The organism is Methanothermobacter sp. KEPCO 2 (assembly GCF_041228365.1).
Classification (GTDB): Archaea; Methanobacteriota; Methanobacteria; order Methanobacteriales; family Methanothermobacteraceae; genus Methanothermobacter; species Methanothermobacter marburgensis.
Map to the genome: position 1 here is coordinate 479,370 of NZ_CP166185.1, position 17,712 is coordinate 497,081.

Here is a 17,712-nt window from a genome sequence, read left to right on the forward strand (position 1 = left end):
AGACACATAGACTATCCATTAATCTTATTCAACCAATGAGGAGTTGGTTCATCTGGCCAAATACATTGTTGTAACAGGAGGAGTTGTAAGTTCTATAGGAAAGGGGATAACAGCAGCATCAATTGGGAGGATACTGAGATCATACGGGCTTTCCGTGACAGCCATCAAGATAGACCCCTATCTCAACTGGGACTCGGGGACCCTCAACCCCTACCAGCACGGTGAGGTCTTTGTTACAGATGACGGTATGGAGACGGACCTTGACCTGGGTCACTATGAGCGCTTTCTGGACGCAGACCTCCCAGGTGAGGCCAACATAACCACAGGTAAGGTTTACCTCTCTGTCATCAACAAGGAGAGGTCCGGTGACTACCTGGGCTCATGTGTGCAGATAATACCCCACATAACCGATGAGATCAAAGCAATGATAAGGAGAATTGCAGATAAAAGCGGGGCTGACGTCGTCCTGGTGGAGGTTGGCGGAACCGTTGGTGACATAGAGGGACAGCCATTCCTGGAGGCCCTCAGGCAGCTCAGAAATGAGGAGGGCCACGAGAATGTCATGTTCGTCCATGTAACCTATGTCCCATATCTGCGGGCTGCAGGTGAATTCAAGACAAAGCCAACACAGCACAGCACAAAGGAGCTCAGGAGTACAGGTATAAACCCTGATATGATAATCTGCCGCAGTGAGATGCCCATAGACTCATCACTCAAAAAGAAGATAGCCCACTTCTGTGACGTTGAGGAGGAGGCGGTCGTAAACGCACCAGACGCATCATCCATATATGAGGTCCCCCTGGTCCTTGACAGTGAAAATGTCGGCGAATACATAGTGAGGAGGATAGAACTGGATGTTGAGGGAAGGGCGGATCTTAAGGAGTGGAGGGGAATCGTGGAATCCCTCATGATAGATGAGCCTGTGGTGACAGTTGGGATAGTGGGCAAGTACGTGGAACTTGAGGACTCCTACATAAGCATAAGGGAGGCCCTGAAGCACGCCGCAGCCCACCTCGGGATCCGCGTTGAAATTGAATGGATAAGTGCAGATGATGACGTCAGTGTGGATGACCTCAGACACCTTGACTCCATACTTATCCCGGGCGGCTTCGGTGAGAGGGGTATCTCAGGGAAACTCGATGCTGTGAGATTCGCCCTTCAGGAGAAGATCCCCATCTTCGGAATATGCCTGGGAATGCAGTGCATGGTGATAGAATTTGCAAGGCTCAATGGAATGGAGGGCGCCAACAGTACAGAGTTCGACCAGGACACACCCTACCCCGTGATTGACATGATGGAGGAGCAGAAGAGGATAAGGAAGATGGGTGGAACCATGCGTCTCGGATCCTATGAGTGCAGGGTCAGGGAGGGCACCCTTGCATATGAGGCCTACGGGGAGGAACTTGTAACCGAGAGGCACAGGCACCGGTTTGAGGTAAACAATGAATTCAGGGAGGAACTTGAGGAGAAGGGCCTTGTGATTTCAGGGACATCACCCGATGAGTTTCTGGTTGAGATGGTTGAAATCAGGGACCACCCATGGTTTCTTGGATGCCAGTTCCACCCTGAGTTCAAATCAAGGCCAAACAGGGCACATCCACTCTTTGTATCATTCCTGAAGGCGGCATTTGAAAATAGGGAGTCCTGATTCCTTTACTTTATTTTCCCCCATCGATGGGCTCCCATACCGTGACGTCCCCACTCCTCATAACAGCCCTGAACACACCCCCACCATCACCCAGAAGCACCAGCCTCACAAACATTGACCCCTCATACTTCCTCTGGAGTACCACGGTCCGGTTTCTCTGAAGGAGTGCGAATGCAACGATATCTGAATCGGGGTCACCCTCAATAATCCTTGAGATCCCATTCACCAGGTAAAGCCTCGAAACATTCACACCATTTTACACTTCCACAATCATATACAATGCCGCCGCTACTTCTTAGTGGTTCAAATTAGGTGATGGTACCTGTGGAGTAGAGTGTCTCTGTTCCTGTGAAGTTCCAGCTTCCATACTAGAGTATCCAGTAACCTGTCTATGAGGCGATCGTAGGTTACGGGGACATAATCTGATTTCCGGTTGAGTATGGATTCAACCTTTTGCAGTGCCATCAGGAAGCCATGCCTCTCAATGAGGTAATCAGCACGTTCACCCCTTTCAACACCCAGAACGTCCCCAAGGATAATATTACAAGCATGATAACAGATGTTCTTCTATCAGGTTTTCTAGATTCTGGTTGATTTTTTGTCCTGACGCAATCTCTCCGTATCCACTGTTTGGTTTGTAACCTCTGCATACAATCTGAGATCTCCTCACAAAAACTTAAATATCCTCACTCTGAGAATTAATTAAAAACGAGTCCTGAAATATGAGATTCTCTTACGATGTTTACCATTAGAGGAGTGATTTTATGGTCATGGAACTGATCCCTGTTTTCATAGCGCTTATCGTATGTTTCTATGCCTCATACAGTGATATAAAGAGGGGTTTAATACCCAACCGCCTCACATTTCCTGTTATTGGCCTTGGTCTTGCCTTTAACGCCCTGAGGGCCTACACCGAGGCGGACCCCTGGATATTCATATACACCGCCATCTTCACGGCGGGTATATTTGCCCTTGGCTACATCCTCTGGAGGATGGGTGCCTGGGCCGGTGGTGATGTCAAGCTATTCACAGCCATCACGGCTCTTCTACCATTCCAGCCATCCATTGTGGGTTACACCCTTGGAGGGGTGGCTTTTCCTGTGACAGCAGCTTACCCGTTTCCATTAACACTTATAATAAACAGCATACTATCTCTATTGCCATTCCTTCTGGTATACGTCTTCTTCATAATCTACACATCAAGGAGAGACCTCATGGATGAATTTATGGAACCCCTGAAACAGTACAAGACGAACATGGTCCTCGCCCTTGTGATCACATCGGCGGTGACGCTTACATTCATTGTAACGGACTTCCTCCCATTCCAGATAATAGTGCTCTCACTTATACTCATCTACCTCCTCACCATGGTCATATCACGCCTACCCAACAGGGTGAAGGCGGTGATAGTATCCGTGATAATTGTCTACTCCCTCTACAGGAACTTCGAGTTAACCGTGAGTGGCATTGTTGTACTGTGGGTTTCAATAACCGCAATACAGCTCATAAGAAAGCTCCTGACCTCCATCACAAAGGAGGCCCTGCAGGATACCATGCACCTGGATGAACTCAGGGAGGGCATGATACTCGCCCACACACTCTACAGGAAGGGTGACGAATACTACTTTGATGACACCTCATTCACCGACAGGTTCAGAACCGCTGCAAAGACAGGTGACGTATCCACGCTGACCTACAGGGGCGAACCTGTAATTTCGGCAATGGCCGCCGGCCTAAGGGAGGAGGAGATCCAGACACTAAGGGACCTTGTAGCTGCCGGGAAGATCCGTGATGAGTTCCGTATAAGGAGGGGTCTGCCCTTCGCCCCCGCGATATTTATAGGACTTGTGATATCGCTGCTTGTGGGTGACCTTGCAGTCATACTCTTCAGGGCATTTGACCTGGTATTTTAGCCAAGTATTTAAGAGGCCCTCCACATAAACAAATATCAGTTGAGATATTAAATGTTGAAGGTGATCTGCATGGATAGCAGGGGACAGGTTTCCCTGGAGTACCTCCTACTCATACTCGTGGTCCTCCTTGTGCTGGGTGGTGTGACCATACCCCTCATAGGGAGCTCAATAGAGGCGAGTACAGATGTATCCCGGGCATCGGATGCGAAGGTGGCTGTTCAGACATTATCAGATGCAGCTGATATAGTCTATTCCAATGGTCCAGGGGCAAAGAGGACCGTGAGTTTCTACATACCCGTTGACGGTACACTCATCTTTGCCAATAACAGCGTGATATTCACGGTTACCTACAGTAACGGTACAAGGTCAAATATAACAGCACCCACACAGTACAACCTCACGTCACAGTCAGTGAATGTTCAGAGGGGATGGTACCGCGCGGTGGTCCAGTGGCCACTTAACTCCACAACCGTACTCATAACAAACATAACAAGGACCTAGGAGGGATTTCATGAGTTTCTTCTCAAGACTCGGCAGTGCAGTGATAACTCTATTCACACTCATCGGATCAGCAATCTTTGGAATCATAAGGCTCCCATCTAAGATAAGGAGCATTACATCAGATCTCCGGAAGGGAATCTCAGAGGTTGATGTTGAGGACGTGAAAAGAAGGATCAGGGATAGGGCTGAGTCAATAGGGGAGCGTATCCCAGCCCAGCAGGATGAGGAGGTCCAGGAAATCCTCGAGGAGGCAAGAAACCATGACATCAAAATACCTGAGGACGACGCCCCAATAATCATCAGGACAGGGCGCTTTGACCCGGCAGAGAAGGAAACTGCGGTCCTCAAACTTCAGCTAACAGCCTCTGGATTCATCGTGCTCTCGATAATATACGTCTTCAATTTCATCTCCCTCCTTGTATTCATGCCAGCTGCACTTATTCTGCTTGGACTTCTCCTGTACATACTCTATCGCCAGATAAGGGTCATGTACCCAGGGGACTTTGAGGCCTACAGGGACTTTTTCCTGATGTACGTGGCTGTTGGGGTCGTTATAATCTTGGTATCAGGTAATTCTGCCCTCACAATGGCCTTCCCATTTGTATTTTTCCCGGCGCTCACAACACTCCTCTTTGCTGTGCTGGCTGTGGCTGTGGTTTTTCTGATATTCAGAATAAGATATGTGCGGGACTACACCTTTGGTGAGGTTATAGAGACGGGTGAAAACACGTCCTATGTCAGGGTTGACTATGATATAAGGAGCAACGTTAAACCAGATGTCTACATCGTCGAAAATGGTGGCTTTGATGTGAACGTTGGGGATACAGTGAAGCTTGCAGTTGAGGGGTCTGTAATGAGCATGAGGGGTAACAGGCCTGTTAGGATAACTGGTGTGGAAGGGACGTAATCGAATAATAATAATTAATTTTTTCTAGACTTGTACCGTGTGTGTAACTGGAATAAATAAATATATTAACTGGGAATAGTTTTTCTAGATCTGTACCGTGTATGTCTTATCCCCCAGCCTGACGGTGGTGCTGTTAACAAGTTTCACACCACTGAGACCTAAGAGGGACTCAACGGTTCTGTTTATCACAAATGTCCTGTAATTTGAGGGAAGAGGTGTATCAAAGTACACGGTTATGGTCCTGTTTCTTCCACCTGTTATGGTTGTCTTGGTGACCTTTATGGGCTTCATGGATACATTGGTGTAGGCAATCTCAGCAACCGCAGAGGAGGCACCCTCCCTTGCAGCAGCGGCTATACTGTTCTCCTGGGACTGGGGACCTGCAATTGACGAGAAAACGAGCACGATTATCACTATGAATGAAACGATCAAGAGAAATTCTGCTGAGATCTGACCCCTGAAATCCATATATATCATCCTCTTAATGATATATGAATGAGCAACTATATATAACATTCCCGGCATAAATAACCACATATAAAGAGAAGGGGATAAAATTGAGGGGTATACTGGCTGATAAGAGAGGTTTTGCATTTTCACTTGACATACTTCTGGCTCTCATACCATTAACCATCATGCTGGGCATACTTGCCGCTGATATGGACAACATAATGTATTTAACACAGAGCACAATCTATCAGAGCGCCCTTGACCGCCAGGCATCTGACATAGCAGACGCCCTCGTTGAAAGCTCGGGTGTTCCCCCAAACTGGGAGCAGCTCGGAAACCCCCAGAGCATAGGACTTGCAAGGTATGACCCTGTGAGAAACATGCCCCAGAAGAACTACCTCTCCCCTGCAAAGATAGCTGGGATGAACACGACCAACATGGGGGAACTTGTGGGCCCGGAGTATGGTTACTACATCAACATAAGCACAACTGAGGGCCTCAGTGTTAGAACCCTTGGAACCCTTAACACAAGCGCCCCTGACATTGCAAGGGTTGAGCGTTACGTCCTCACCACCAAGGTGGAGCGTGTGGGTTCAATAGAGGGCCTCATAAGGGATGCGGGGCAGCCAAGGACCTACACAACCAACTTCCCAACCAATGATGCATATCTTAGAATCTACGACTACTGGGTTCTTGTAGTTAACAGGGGATACGATTCAGCATTTGTGGATGTTAACAACAACCGTGTTGTACCCCCCAATGAGATAAACAAGCACATCACAGAGATCAAGAAACAGATAAATGAGACCTACCTCTACAATAACACAACATTCAGGGATAACATACTGAGTGTGAGGACCCAGAGTAACCCGGGGGCATCAATGGATGTCTACATCCTTGCAGCGCCCAAGGGCACCCCCGCAGATCAGATAACGCTTGATAACGTGAGGTTAAGGCCCGCAAAATTTGTCCTGTACCTCTGGTTAAAATGATAAAATTATGATTCGGGTGATCCGTTATGATCCGTGATTTCGGTGATGATGAGGGAGGATTCATATTCACAACCGACGCCGTCCTGGCACTGGTTGTCGTATTCATATTCACAGCATCAATTGTGACATATTTTGCACTTCCAAATTATATGGGGGCCGACCACCAGCACCTTGAGGCGCTGGCAGCGGACGCCCTGGATGTCATGAGACAGGACGGGACACTCTACTCTGCAGCCGCCATGTACTCCAGGAACAACACGGCAGGTGCCGAGAACGTGATAAGGTCTGAGCTGAGGTCACTACTACCACCAGGGGTTGGTTATGAGTTCAAGATGGGCCCGTACCCGACTCTCAGGAATGACAGCGGGATACTCGTATCAAGGGATACCGCATCCAGGGCCATAGTCATTTCAGGTCCTGAGGAGGGCTGGCTTGGGCGTGCATGGTACAAGATGGAGGAGGTCACACTGGAGGATCAGCAGATAAACTCCACCACAACCGTATGGAACTTCCACAACTGGCTTACCAATTTCTGGAACAGTCTTTACTTAAGACCATACTGGGGATACCAGACCGCACCCCAGAACATTACCTTCTCGGTCCCATCAAGTAACATCCAATGGGGTAAATTTCTCCTTGGCTCATGTAACCGGCGGAACAAGGCATCATACGGGGCCAACATGGTGATAAACAACGTCCCCCATATTGTCAGAAACGATAGTTTCACCTTCCTTAACGTCAGACCTGGAACAACAACTGAACTCATGTACAATTATCAGGGAAACATAACGTCACTTGTGGGCGGCTCAAACAGGTTCTATGTCCAGTTCACCAACATGACCACAACGGGAACCCGGGATTACGATTTGCCATGGTTTTCAATAATAGCAAACTATACAAACACAATAAAGGTGCCGAGGGGTATCATTACCCGCACATACCCCTTCAATGACGCTGCTGGCCTTGCGGTGCCCGAATTAACGGGGCTAGATAAAAATGGGACCATGGGTTACGGCCGTATATATGATCTCAACACGGGTACTGTTACCAACCTCAACACGAGGCGTGTGATAGCATGGAACAGTATGGTGAGACAGAACCATTCGTACTCTGATGGTCTTCCATTTGTAATTACTAATGTTAATGGGGGTGGCGATGATGGATGTGCGGTTAGCGTCACCCGTGACATCCCAATACCTGCGGGTTCAAGGATACTCGATGCCTACACAGTTGTCAACCCATACGGTGGTGTTGACAATGCCCTCGTGGAGGTGTGGAATGGTACCGCCTGGAACGTTGCATTCTGTTCATTCAACTATGGGGGAGTGACCTACAGTGCTGGTGACGGTTACGGTAACGTGCCGGGTATCATATACATCAGGGACTACCTGAGGGCCGGTCGGACAAATAAGGTCAGGGTTACAATATGGGACAACGTCCCTGGCCAGGACTACGACCTTGTGGGTCTTGTAGACTGCTACTCCACGGTCTCCTACACATCACTGCCCATCCAGTGGAACAACTACCCATTTGCAAGCTACCAGAACTCAACCAATGTATCAGCACCCGTAAGGCAGTTCACCATTGGGTCAGATGCCAAGAAGGTTCTGCTCTTCGTGGGGGCTGGACTTGACACCAAAACTATTAAGGTTGAGGTTAAAAACTCAACGAGCGCCTGGACCCAGCTCTACACTGGTCCTGTGCCATTTTCACTGGATATAGGGGCCATTGATGTTGCAGGAAGCAGGATATTCACAACAGGCGGTAACCCTGGAAACTACAGTGCAAGGCCTGGAACCTATAATATACGTGTCACCATAAATTCAGGGCAGGGCTGGGAGTCAGGGGACTCCAATGCAGAGATATACTCAGGTACACGTGTCGCCGTCATATACCCGAAATTCCTTGCAAACATGTGGGCCACAGAATATGCCAACGACGCGTACACGGCCCAGGCCCTTGCAAGGCAGGAGCTCATAGAAATGCTCCAGGCATCAGGCTACAACATAGACCCATCACTTATAAGGACCGAGGCCCTCTACACAGGGGACATACCCAATTCATTACCTGTTAGACTAACACTGTGGAGGAGTTAGATATGAGCATAATCCGTGACGAGGATGGATACGCATTCACACCACTTGCAGTACTCCTCTTCATACCTGTTATTGTAATTGCCATATCCTATGGAAGCATAGTCAATGAGGCCAACATGCTGGCAGCCCTTACAATGGGTGGAGATGTCACCGTAACGGTGGTTGGCTCAATATACTCGACTGTTGAGAAGGCTGCGGCGGATGCAGGGCGTAACGCGGCATACAATGCATCAAGGAACGTTATAGATAATGCCGAGTTCTTCCCGGCCGGCACAAGTAAAGCCAACATAACAAGGAACATAGTTGATGCCATAAACGACAACGTCATAAACACCTCACAGGAGCTTGAAAGGCAGACAGGCCGCCAGATCTACATCAACAATATACCCATAACCAATTACACCAACGCCACATTCACCACCTCAGACATTACAATAACACAGAATGACCCCTTCGGGTTCTCAGTGGAGATACGTGGCGGCATACCTGTGAAGGTTGTCCAGAAGGACCAGGTCTATGAGTTCCGGCTGCCACAGGTGTCATCCTATGTGAGCCTCGAGGGTATAGAGGACCCCTACATATGGATAAACACCAAGTTCCGTGCAAGTAACGTGATCTACAAGTACCCCTACTATGCAAGTAACGGTACATATGCAGACTACAGGCTCAATGAGAGCGTCGACAGTGACGGAAGGCTTCAGAACCTCTGGTACTGCCTCAACGGGACCGACAACCCCAGCAACATAACACCAAGACCCTACTACTTTGTGGACCCCTATGGCCTTTCATTCTTTGACCGCCTCGAGAACAGGTCATCATCTGCGGATCCTCAGTACACCAGGATGAGCACCTTCATAATAGGTGACCCCCTCCTTGAGGACCACGACGGCAACCAGTACATATCAAAGGTTGACAGGGAGTACTTCCTTGGAATCGCCGGGACAACCATCAAGGTGAGGAACAATGTCATGTACGACCCCCTTGGATGCCCATTCTGCCTCTCAGCAACCTACAAGAACCTCCTGGGTCTTGCTGCAAACAATTACAGTTAAGGTGATTTAATGGATGATGCTGGTGTTTTAAGCATAGACTTCCTCTTCGCAACACTGATAGCCCTCATCATAATCGCGGGGATGGTAAGCATAGTGGACAGTGAACTCTCAAGGACACAGGCCGGTGAACTTGGGGAGGCCAGGATGATGGGTGAGCGTGTTGTGGGTGCAGTGAATGCAGCCTACACCAATGGTCCCGGTTATGCTGTTAACCTCACATTAACCTCTGATTTTCCATACACCATTGAGGTGAGGAATGGCAGGGTCACCGTGTTCTATAAGTCAAGCACCATCAGACTCAACCTTATACCCAAGGTCAACGTGACCACGACCAACATGACTCCAGGATTCACATACACTGTGAGGAACCAGAACGGCACAATAACCATAACTAGACTCACCTGAGCAATCAAAAAAGTCCGGAGGATATCTCTTGTTCAGTGACCTTAGATGGGAGTATAAGGCCCTTGCAATCATTGCCATCATAGCGGTTCTTGTAACGGTGTACTCATACAGCTCATTCAATCAGGGGGAGAGGGTGAGGCTCTCTGATTCCACACAACCCGAACCCCAGCCACAGCCTGTACCTGTGAGCGTACCCAACATGACAGATAACAGAACAAACACAACTGAGAATGTTACGGCCGAGGAGGCCAGGCAAATAGCAGCGGAGTCAGGCTACACTGCAGGCCAGCCCACAAGGGGCTCAATAAACCTGAACGGCACGGATGTGGAGGTATGGGTTGTCCCCCTCCAGAGGGGTGGGAGGACAGTTAAGGAGGTCTATGTCAGCGTGGAGGGCGGACAGATTGTTGGAAGCAGGGAATTCACCTGAAGCTGTTCCGCAGAATCCGTATTCTATCCCTTTAAGGAGGGAATTCACCTGCCGGGGATAATCACAACATATTTAAGGCCAGCTGAGATACTATTGTAAGTGATTAAAGAGCCCCTCAAAAGGATTCACGGTGAATAAAATGGATGTTCTGAGTGTAATTGTAATGCTGGCCCTATTTTTACTCCTTCTTGCATTCATATTCTCTGCTGGTCTCATGACACCGGTAATAGGAAGGAAAAACCTCCTTTTTGTGGTATTCATAGGCTTCATTGCAGGGACCGTCGGCGGCGCATTTCTTATTTCACCGGTCTACGATGAGATTCCTGAAATTGCAAGAAGCATATACCTCTCAACATCTGGAGCCACAGAAACAGTAACCGCGGATGTCTCAACAAGCACCGATATAGAGAGGCTCAAGGCGGATCTCGCCTCCCAGGAGGGGGTTGTGGATGTCCACTCTGAGGGGATCGTGATAAAGACAGATAAATTCACAGAGGAACGTAAAAGAATAATAGAGGATAAAATAGCGGTTATAGACTCCAATATAACCTCATGGAAGGTCTACACGAACGGTACCATAATCCTGCAGGTTAAAAGGGGATACAACCCTGTGAATGCCCTCGAGAACCTTGCAGAGTGGCTCATGTACACTGGAGGTATAAACACAAGGTACAGTACGGTCAAACTGGTGGTGGAGGTGAAACCAGAGAATGTCGATGAAGTCGTCTCCTACCTTGAGGCGAGGGACATCGTTGTAACAGGTGTCAGGGGTCCTGCAGAGGATAGGGTGGCTGAGCTAAAGAGGTCTTTACCGGCTAAGTCCAATATAGTGCTTTTCTGCGGGGTTCTTGGAGTGCTGACTGGTCTTGCAGGTGTTTTCATAGATTCCATCATGGGTTTCTTCAGGAAGATTTACATGAAATACAGAGGTGGAGAATGAGATCTGCAGTTCTATATTCCGGGGGTAAGGACAGTACAATGGCCCTCTACCATGCACTCCAGGAGTCTGAGGTCCGATTTCTGGTTTCCATGGTATCAGATAACCCCGAGTCCCACATGTACCATGTGCCAAACATCAAACTCACGTCCCTCCTTGCAGAGGCCCTTGGAATACCCCTCATTGAATCCAGAACCGCTGGTGTTGAGGAGAAGGAGGTTGAGGACCTTGCAGAGACCCTTTCCATGCTGAAGGAGAGGGGTGTAGATGCGGTTTACTCAGGGGCACTTTACTCTGAGTATCAGAGGTCAAGGATAGATGAGGTCTGCAGGAGGCTTGGCCTTAAGTCAATGGCACCACTCTGGCACAGGGACCCCATTGATTATATGGAGGAGGTTGTTGACCTCGGATTCAGGGTCATGGTAACAGCGGTTGCAGCTGAGGGCCTGGATGAGTCATGGCTCGGGAGGATTGTTGACAGAAGGATGATCTCTGAACTCGCTGATCTCAGTGAGAGGTACGGTATAAACCCTGCCTTTGAGGGGGGTGAGGCAGAGACCCTTGTCCTTGATGGCCCAATATTTAAGAAGAGACTTGAGATACTTGAATATGAAAAGAAGTGGTTCTTTGATAACGGATTCCTGGATATAAAGAGGGCCGTGCTTGTTGATAAGGACTAGTTTCAAGGGCCGTCTTGAAGGATTAGTTTTTATATTTTTTATTAGTATCCAGCTGTGCTTGTTGATAGGATTAGTTTTTATTTTTAATCCACACTTTCATCAAGCTCCCCGGATACATCAGGTGCAAGCCAGTCAATGATCCCCAGCAGATCATCTGATTCAATCTCGACCATTATATCTCCAAGGGGTGTGATGGGTTCCTCAAGAACATTGACACGTCCTATGAGGGCCGCCTGCTTGTTTATATAAATACGGGTTGATTTGCCCCTCATGTTCTTAATCAGGATTCCCCGGGCGGTTAACCGTATCCTCCGCCTCTCAAGAGCCTCCCTGAGTTCACTGAGACTCTCAGTATTACCTTCACCCTTCAGGAAATCCCCATCACTCTCAATTTCAAGGTCTGGAAATACGTTCATAACGGCCTCCCTGACCTTTTCAGGGTCCTCTGTTGCTCGCACCGGAACCTCAACCCTCACAGAATCCATCATCTTCCCTCCTCACATAGTTTCCTCAGTATCTTTTTTGCCTGCTTCTTTATCTTCCAGATGGGGCCCTCATTGACTATCATGTAATCTGAGGTTGCTATCACATTCCCTATTCCGAATCCAAGTTCCCTTTCATCCCTTTCAATGAATTCACTGTAACTTGATGAATCATCCTCTCTTCTACGCTTTTTGAGACGTTTGAATCTTGTCTTTCGCGTTGAGAATACAGATATCACCCTGAATCCAGGGAAGTTCTCCCTGAATATCTCGACCTCGTGGGGGCTCCTTATTCCCTCTATAAGAAACCTCTCAGATTCTGCCTTCTGTATCCTTTCAACACACTTCTCGGCAACAACGTATTCACCGTATTCCTCTCTGAGGCGGACAGCCGTCACCCCAGGATCCTCACCGCGTTTTCTGGCTTCATCCCTTATAACGTCACCCATCCTTATAACCTGAAATCCCATGGACTCGGCGACCCTTGATACGACACCCTTACCTGCTCCCGGCATCCCTGAAACTCCAATAACCACCATGTTCACACCTTATGTATTCTTAGGGGGACTCAATCTCTGGATTGTAACGCCTTATATCAAGCAATTTTATGGTTTCCCTCAGGTTTTCTGTGTTATCAAATTTCCTGAGGATCCCCTCAAGTTCCTCCCTTGGGGCATCCCTGAGTTCCCTTACAGCATCTATCAGGGCCGGCACGGCCCTTACAATGTTATCTGTTATGCTTATACTGGCCATTCTTGATGTACGTGATAGGGGGTTGAGGTCCACTGTTATGACGGTTTTCCCGGATTTTCTCAGTATCTCGGTCCTGTCGCCATCTTCGAGGGGTACAAGGACTGTATCAGCGCTGTATATACCTTCAGGGCTTGCTGTTGCCCTCGGGCTCATTATACCATCTATGTGCATGAGTTTACCTGTTCCAAGGACCTCTGATGCCCCATGTTCCCTCAGAACCTCCTCGATGAGTTTCACTCTTTTCTCTGTCCTGTGAAAGAGGTTTATCTCGATTTTTCCTCCAATCTCCCCTGCAAGTTCCACAACCTCTGCAGGGACAAGGGCCGCAGTGTTGCCGTTAACTGAAATTACAGGGTTCTCTGCAAGGATAAGAGCTGCTGCAGCCGCTTTTATGGCCTTTCTGGCAGGTTCTGTTGTCTCTTCACCCAGCAGGTAGTCAAAGGCTTCACCCCTTCCATGGGCGATCATCCCTGAGTCTGCAAGTATGCCCTTTCGCCAGGCATCTGTTATTTTCTCTCTCTGTATAAGTGAATGGTAGCGTGGATGGTCCCTTGAAATCATGGTACTCTATTGTACCGGACATTTAATAAGTTTATTTCATGTGGTTAAGTGGGTGTCAGCCAAATATTTTATACCAGCTTGAAGATAGAATTAGGAGGAGGAATCCATAATGGAAGAGGAAGTTGAGATCAAAAGAAAACCCAGAAAGCCGGAGTATGGGAGAAGCCTCTGGGGGATCTACCTTGGGTCAATCCTGGTGGTCATAGGTGTTATATGGTTTGCCTTTGCATCAGGCCTTATACCACCCCAGTACTCAAGGTTCTGGCCCCAGGCCCTGCTGGTTATTATCGGGGTTCTTATAATCATAAAATCCATCAGGAACTGAACGGTGATTGTATGAAGGAACTCATGAAGCGTCTCTCACTTGCCAGCGGAGTCTCTGGATTTGAGGGAGAGGTAAGGGATATCATAGCATCTGAACTTGAAGGTCATGTTGATAAGATAGAGGAGGACAGGCTCGGTAACATCATCGCAACCAGGAATGGATCCGGTCCATCGGTCATGCTTGCAGCCCACATGGATGAAATAGGCCTCATGGTGAGGCACATCGATAAGAAGGGCTTCATAAGGTTTTCAAAGATAGGTGGAATCAGTGACCAGATGATACTCAACCAGGCAGTCTGGATCCACGGGGAGAATGGCCCTGTGATGGGTGTCATTGGATCCAAGCCCCCCCACCGGATGAAGGCCGCTGAGAGGAAGAAGGTAACAACCCATGATAACATGTTCATCGATATAGGGGCAGAGTCCCGTGAGGATGCAGAGGAACTTGTCTCTGTGGGGGATCCCATTACATTCCATGCACCCTACAGTGAACTTCCCAATTCCCGATTCACAGGGAAGGCCCTTGACAACCGTATAGGGTGCCTTGTGATGGTTGAGGTCCTTAAAAGGGTTGATACTGATGCAACAGTTTACGGTGTTGGAACGGTCCAGGAGGAGGTTGGGCTGAAGGGTGCCAAGACCTCGGCCTTCAAGCTCAACCCTGACATGGCCCTTGCCCTTGACGTCACAATAGCCGGGGATCACCCCGGTATGAAGGAGGAGGAGGCACCTGCGAAGCTTGACGGTGGCCCTGCTGTCATCCTCACAGATGCGAGTGGTAGGGGTATAATAACCCATCCGAGGGTTAAGGACTGGCTCCTTGAGACCGCAGGGGAGGAGGATATACCGGTGCAGATAGAGGTGAGTGAGGGGGGCACGACCGATGCAACAGCCATTCACCTCACACGGGAGGGTATACCCGCGGGTGTGGTCTCTGTACCCACAAGGTACATCCACACGACGGTGAGCATGGCAAGCATGAAGGACATCGAGATGACCGTTGACCTTCTTGTTAAGGCAATCGAAAGACTGTAAACCCCCCACACCTCTTTTACTATTATTTAACGTTCATTTTTCCGTCAACATAGAATATGTATGGGCTGTCACACCAGTTTTCATATACCTCCACCACATATTTGCTGTCCATAACCACATCGCTGGTCATGATTTTATTCAGAAACTGGCTGACCGTTTCCTCTGAAATTTTCACCCGGCAAGGAAATTCGCACTGTTTTTTCATTTCAAAGACCTTTATTATGACCTTTCTCTTCAACATGCAAACCTCCTTTTGAATAACTTTGATCAATTATGTAATAATGTAATATATAAATTTATCTAATTATTATGTCATGAATTCAGTACAGAAAATTGGTAAACAATGCGAAGGCTTAAAGCTTTAAATAAATGTCCTACTACAAATAATGGCATCATGATAAAATTAAGATAAAATTAATCACTGAGGCTCTCCAATTCATGTAGAGGTAATTTGATTGATGGTGTCTCATTCCTCAGGATTTTCAATGACCTCAAGGCCATTATCTGATATGATGTACGGTACAAATTCAATCGGTGTCCTTGTGCTCCTCATCTTTATAATATCCATAACCCTTTCCCTTCTACCTGTGTAGGGGTTCTCCCTCTTTATCAGTTTTATGGCCCCGTATACCGCGTAGAGGGCTATCTCATTGAACTCCATGGAGGTGGCGCTGTCAAGGATTATCAATGCAGTTATACCCCTCTTCTTTAGTTCGTAGATGAGGAGGTCAAACTGGTCCCGGAACTCATGTGTTGTGAGTTTCTCTGTATGGCTACCTATACTGTCTATCACAAGTACCTCTGTATCCTCAGGGATCTCAGCCAGTATCTTCTGAAGGTTTCCCTTGACAGATTCAATGCCTATGTGTATCTCTGCCTCTGTGAGCCTTGCCCTTATTGCAGAGAGTCCTATGATCTTCAGGGTGCCTGATTCTATCAGTTCATCTATATCCCACCCAAGTGAGGCGCACTGGATCCTCAGGTCAGTCTCGTCCTCCTCTGTTGTAACATAGACTGTCTTAAGGCCCTTTTTTGCGCTCTCAATGGCAAAATGGAGCGCCATGATGGTTTTACCAGCCCCGGCGTCACCTGTTACTAGAATACTCCTCCCCTGAGGGTATCCCCCTATTATATCGTCCAGTCCCTTAACCCCCGTACCTAACCTGGGTATAGCATCCATTATTTACCCCCCTTAATCCATTCAGATACCTTCTATGAATTCGATGTGAGATCCCTCATTACTATACCATATGGAATTCGAATGTGAGGTTCTCGTCCCGGCTCCGCAGTGTTGAGGTCTGTATGACGCTTCCCTTGATGCCGGTCCAGGTGAAGCTCCTCATCAGCATGGCCCTGAATATGAGTGAGAAGATGGGATTCTGACGTGCCTCATTGAGCCAGGGAAACGTTTTAAATTCAAGCACATACCTTGACTTCTCCTTTCGGAGTGTGGTCTCGATTCCAAGGTTCCCGAGAAACCCTGAAAGCCACTTTATGTATGCATTGAAAACCCTCTCGGGCGCCCTGCCAGACCGGATATCCTCAACAACCCCGAGCTTCTCCATCATCCTCTGGAAGTTGGGTTTGAGGTTCTTCTCAAACCTGTCTGCAAAGTTCTTTATGATGGCATTTCTGAGCTGTGGGGGGATTGATGATGCAAAGACTGGCACAGCCGAAACAACGAATCCATAAAGCTGGGCCTTTGACCTCTCACGGATGAGTTCCTCTCTCCTTTTCTCGGCCTCAACCCTCCCTGTGATGTCGTGTCCTATTATCTGGAGGAGGTTCTTCTCGGTTGTTGTCTCAATGGTGGTGGAGTGTATCTCAAAATGGTGCTTCCTTCCCTTTACGTCAACAAGTTCGATTTCAAAGGTCTTATGATCGTGGTTCATGAGGTCAAGGATCTTCTCAAGGACCTCCCTTGATAGGAAACCCTTCCTTTCGAGGATGGAGAGTTTCTTACCCTTTAACTTCTTTCTGTCAAGCCCCGTTAACTCCTCAACGGTTCTGTTTGCAAAGAGTATCCTTGAGTCAGAGTCCAGGAGAATTATGGGGTCGGGTGATGTTTCAAGGAGTGCCCTGTAGCGTTCCTCACTTTCACGGAGTTTACTGTCCATCCTGTGTTTATAGAGGGCCACCTCGATTGCACTGTGAAGCTCACGGTCCTCAAAGGGCTTTATTATATACCCGAAGGGCCCTGTGAGTTTCGCACGGCTGAGGGTCTTCTCATCAGAGTATGCTGTGAGGTAAACAATGGGTATATTCATCTCCTCTCTTATGACCTCTGCCGCCTCTATCCCGTCCATTTCACCCTTAAGCACTATATCCATGAGTACAAGGTCAGGTTTCTCCTCACGGGCAAGTTTTATTGCCTCCTCACCTGAGGCTGCCATGCCAACCACGCGATAGCCGAGGCCCTCTGCCCGGTGCTTGATGTCCATGGCCACTATACTCTCATCTTCCACAACGAGTAAACTTGTAGGTGACATTCAATCCTCCCTGGATATCATCCATCCCCCAAAGTAAGGTTCACACAGTCAATCAGT

The 17,712-nt window shown here is 48.2% G+C and carries 22 protein-coding genes; 13 read left to right on the forward strand and 9 right to left on the reverse strand.

What is annotated here, in order from left to right; genetic code table 11:
* Positions 1 to 43: 43 nt before the first annotated feature.
* On the forward strand, positions 44 to 1,648 hold the full coding sequence (gene pyrG, locus AB9H23_RS02715; protein ID WP_370005420.1) for a glutamine hydrolyzing CTP synthase: 1,605 nt from the start codon (positions 44 to 46) through the stop codon (positions 1,646 to 1,648).
* 10 nt (positions 1,649 to 1,658) lie between these two features.
* Here pyrG and AB9H23_RS02720 read toward each other — a convergent pair whose 3' ends face one another.
* The gene (locus AB9H23_RS02720; protein WP_321211892.1) at positions 1,659 to 1,898 is read right to left on the reverse strand and encodes a hypothetical protein; all 240 of its coding nucleotides are present in this window, start codon (positions 1,896 to 1,898) and stop codon (positions 1,659 to 1,661) included.
* Between the two features lie 53 nt (positions 1,899 to 1,951).
* On the reverse strand, positions 1,952 to 2,113 hold the full coding sequence (locus AB9H23_RS02725) for a hypothetical protein (protein ID WP_370005422.1): 162 nt from the start codon (positions 2,111 to 2,113) through the stop codon (positions 1,952 to 1,954).
* Between the two features lie 299 nt (positions 2,114 to 2,412).
* Between AB9H23_RS02725 and AB9H23_RS02730 the strand changes: the two genes are divergently transcribed.
* The 3 genes from AB9H23_RS02730 to AB9H23_RS02740 all read left to right on the forward strand — a co-directional run bounded on the left by AB9H23_RS02730 (position 2,413) and on the right by AB9H23_RS02740 (position 4,969).
* The gene (locus AB9H23_RS02730; RefSeq protein WP_321211894.1) at positions 2,413 to 3,561 is read left to right on the forward strand and encodes an A24 family peptidase C-terminal domain-containing protein; all 1,149 of its coding nucleotides are present in this window, start codon (positions 2,413 to 2,415) and stop codon (positions 3,559 to 3,561) included.
* Between the two features lie 69 nt (positions 3,562 to 3,630).
* A complete protein-coding gene (locus tag AB9H23_RS02735) occupies positions 3,631 to 4,062 on the forward strand; it encodes a class III signal peptide-containing protein (protein WP_321211895.1) in 432 nt (143 codons plus the stop codon).
* Positions 4,063 to 4,072: 10 nt separating this feature from the next.
* The gene (locus tag AB9H23_RS02740) at positions 4,073 to 4,969 is read left to right on the forward strand and encodes a DUF2101 family protein (protein WP_370005424.1); all 897 of its coding nucleotides are present in this window, start codon (positions 4,073 to 4,075) and stop codon (positions 4,967 to 4,969) included.
* Between the two features lie 84 nt (positions 4,970 to 5,053).
* Here the strand turns inward: AB9H23_RS02740 and AB9H23_RS02745 are convergent, their stop codons facing one another.
* Complete coding sequence (locus AB9H23_RS02745; protein ID WP_370005426.1) at positions 5,054 to 5,437, reverse strand: hypothetical protein; 384 nt, start codon at positions 5,435 to 5,437, stop codon at positions 5,054 to 5,056.
* An 89-nt stretch (positions 5,438 to 5,526) separates the two neighbouring features.
* Between AB9H23_RS02745 and AB9H23_RS02750 the strand changes: the two genes are divergently transcribed.
* From AB9H23_RS02750 to AB9H23_RS02780, 7 genes are all read left to right on the forward strand, one after another.
* Positions 5,527 to 6,411 carry a hypothetical protein gene (locus AB9H23_RS02750; RefSeq protein ID WP_370005427.1) on the forward strand — a complete coding sequence of 295 codons (885 nt, stop codon included), beginning with the start codon at positions 5,527 to 5,529 and terminating at the stop codon, positions 6,409 to 6,411.
* A 26-nt stretch (positions 6,412 to 6,437) separates the two neighbouring features.
* On the forward strand, positions 6,438 to 8,507 hold the full coding sequence (locus AB9H23_RS02755; RefSeq protein ID WP_370005429.1) for a hypothetical protein: 2,070 nt from the start codon (positions 6,438 to 6,440) through the stop codon (positions 8,505 to 8,507).
* A 2-nt stretch (positions 8,508 to 8,509) separates the two neighbouring features.
* Positions 8,510 to 9,559 (forward strand): hypothetical protein, encoded by a 1,050-nt coding sequence (locus tag AB9H23_RS02760; RefSeq protein WP_370005430.1) that lies wholly within the window; start codon positions 8,510 to 8,512, stop codon positions 9,557 to 9,559.
* A 9-nt stretch (positions 9,560 to 9,568) separates the two neighbouring features.
* Complete coding sequence (locus AB9H23_RS02765) at positions 9,569 to 9,964, forward strand: hypothetical protein (RefSeq protein WP_370005432.1); 396 nt, start codon at positions 9,569 to 9,571, stop codon at positions 9,962 to 9,964.
* A gap of 28 nt (positions 9,965 to 9,992) precedes the next feature.
* Positions 9,993 to 10,394: a hypothetical protein gene (locus AB9H23_RS02770; RefSeq protein ID WP_370005434.1), complete on the forward strand. Its 402-nt coding sequence runs from the start codon at positions 9,993 to 9,995 to the stop codon at positions 10,392 to 10,394.
* Between the two features lie 139 nt (positions 10,395 to 10,533).
* Positions 10,534 to 11,334: a hypothetical protein gene (locus AB9H23_RS02775; RefSeq protein WP_370005435.1), complete on the forward strand. Its 801-nt coding sequence runs from the start codon at positions 10,534 to 10,536 to the stop codon at positions 11,332 to 11,334.
* Complete coding sequence (locus AB9H23_RS02780) at positions 11,331 to 12,011, forward strand: TIGR00289 family protein (RefSeq protein ID WP_370005437.1); 681 nt, start codon at positions 11,331 to 11,333, stop codon at positions 12,009 to 12,011. The genes AB9H23_RS02775 and AB9H23_RS02780 overlap by 4 nt, the downstream gene beginning before the upstream one ends.
* An 83-nt stretch (positions 12,012 to 12,094) precedes the next feature.
* Here AB9H23_RS02780 and AB9H23_RS02785 read toward each other — a convergent pair whose 3' ends face one another.
* From AB9H23_RS02785 to AB9H23_RS02795, 3 genes are read right to left on the reverse strand one after another with little or no spacing between them, the layout of a single operon-like run.
* Positions 12,095 to 12,499, reverse strand: coding sequence for an RNA-binding domain-containing protein (locus AB9H23_RS02785; RefSeq protein WP_370005439.1), 405 nt, complete (start codon positions 12,497 to 12,499; stop codon positions 12,095 to 12,097).
* A complete protein-coding gene (locus tag AB9H23_RS02790) occupies positions 12,496 to 13,032 on the reverse strand; it encodes an AAA family ATPase (RefSeq protein ID WP_370005441.1) in 537 nt (178 codons plus the stop codon). The genes AB9H23_RS02785 and AB9H23_RS02790 overlap by 4 nt, the downstream gene beginning before the upstream one ends.
* Positions 13,033 to 13,051: 19 nt before the next feature.
* Positions 13,052 to 13,807, reverse strand: coding sequence for a 4-phosphopantoate--beta-alanine ligase (locus AB9H23_RS02795; RefSeq protein WP_370005443.1), 756 nt, complete (start codon positions 13,805 to 13,807; stop codon positions 13,052 to 13,054).
* 109 nt (positions 13,808 to 13,916) lie between these two features.
* Between AB9H23_RS02795 and AB9H23_RS02800 the strand changes: the two genes are divergently transcribed.
* Both AB9H23_RS02800 and AB9H23_RS02805 read left to right on the forward strand, forming a co-directional pair.
* Complete coding sequence (locus AB9H23_RS02800; protein WP_321211908.1) at positions 13,917 to 14,132, forward strand: hypothetical protein; 216 nt, start codon at positions 13,917 to 13,919, stop codon at positions 14,130 to 14,132.
* 11 nt (positions 14,133 to 14,143) lie between these two features.
* A complete protein-coding gene (locus AB9H23_RS02805) occupies positions 14,144 to 15,166 on the forward strand; it encodes a M42 family metallopeptidase (RefSeq protein ID WP_321211909.1) in 1,023 nt (340 codons plus the stop codon).
* A 22-nt stretch (positions 15,167 to 15,188) separates the two neighbouring features.
* Here AB9H23_RS02805 and AB9H23_RS02810 read toward each other — a convergent pair whose 3' ends face one another.
* From AB9H23_RS02810 to AB9H23_RS02820, 3 genes are all read right to left on the reverse strand, one after another.
* A complete protein-coding gene (locus AB9H23_RS02810; protein WP_370005444.1) occupies positions 15,189 to 15,407 on the reverse strand; it encodes a hypothetical protein in 219 nt (72 codons plus the stop codon).
* A 225-nt stretch (positions 15,408 to 15,632) separates the two neighbouring features.
* Complete coding sequence (locus AB9H23_RS02815) at positions 15,633 to 16,346, reverse strand: ATPase domain-containing protein (protein ID WP_321211911.1); 714 nt, start codon at positions 16,344 to 16,346, stop codon at positions 15,633 to 15,635.
* A gap of 61 nt (positions 16,347 to 16,407) precedes the next feature.
* A complete protein-coding gene (locus tag AB9H23_RS02820) occupies positions 16,408 to 17,655 on the reverse strand; it encodes a methanogen output domain 1-containing protein (RefSeq protein ID WP_321211912.1) in 1,248 nt (415 codons plus the stop codon).
* Positions 17,656 to 17,712 lie beyond the last annotated feature (57 nt).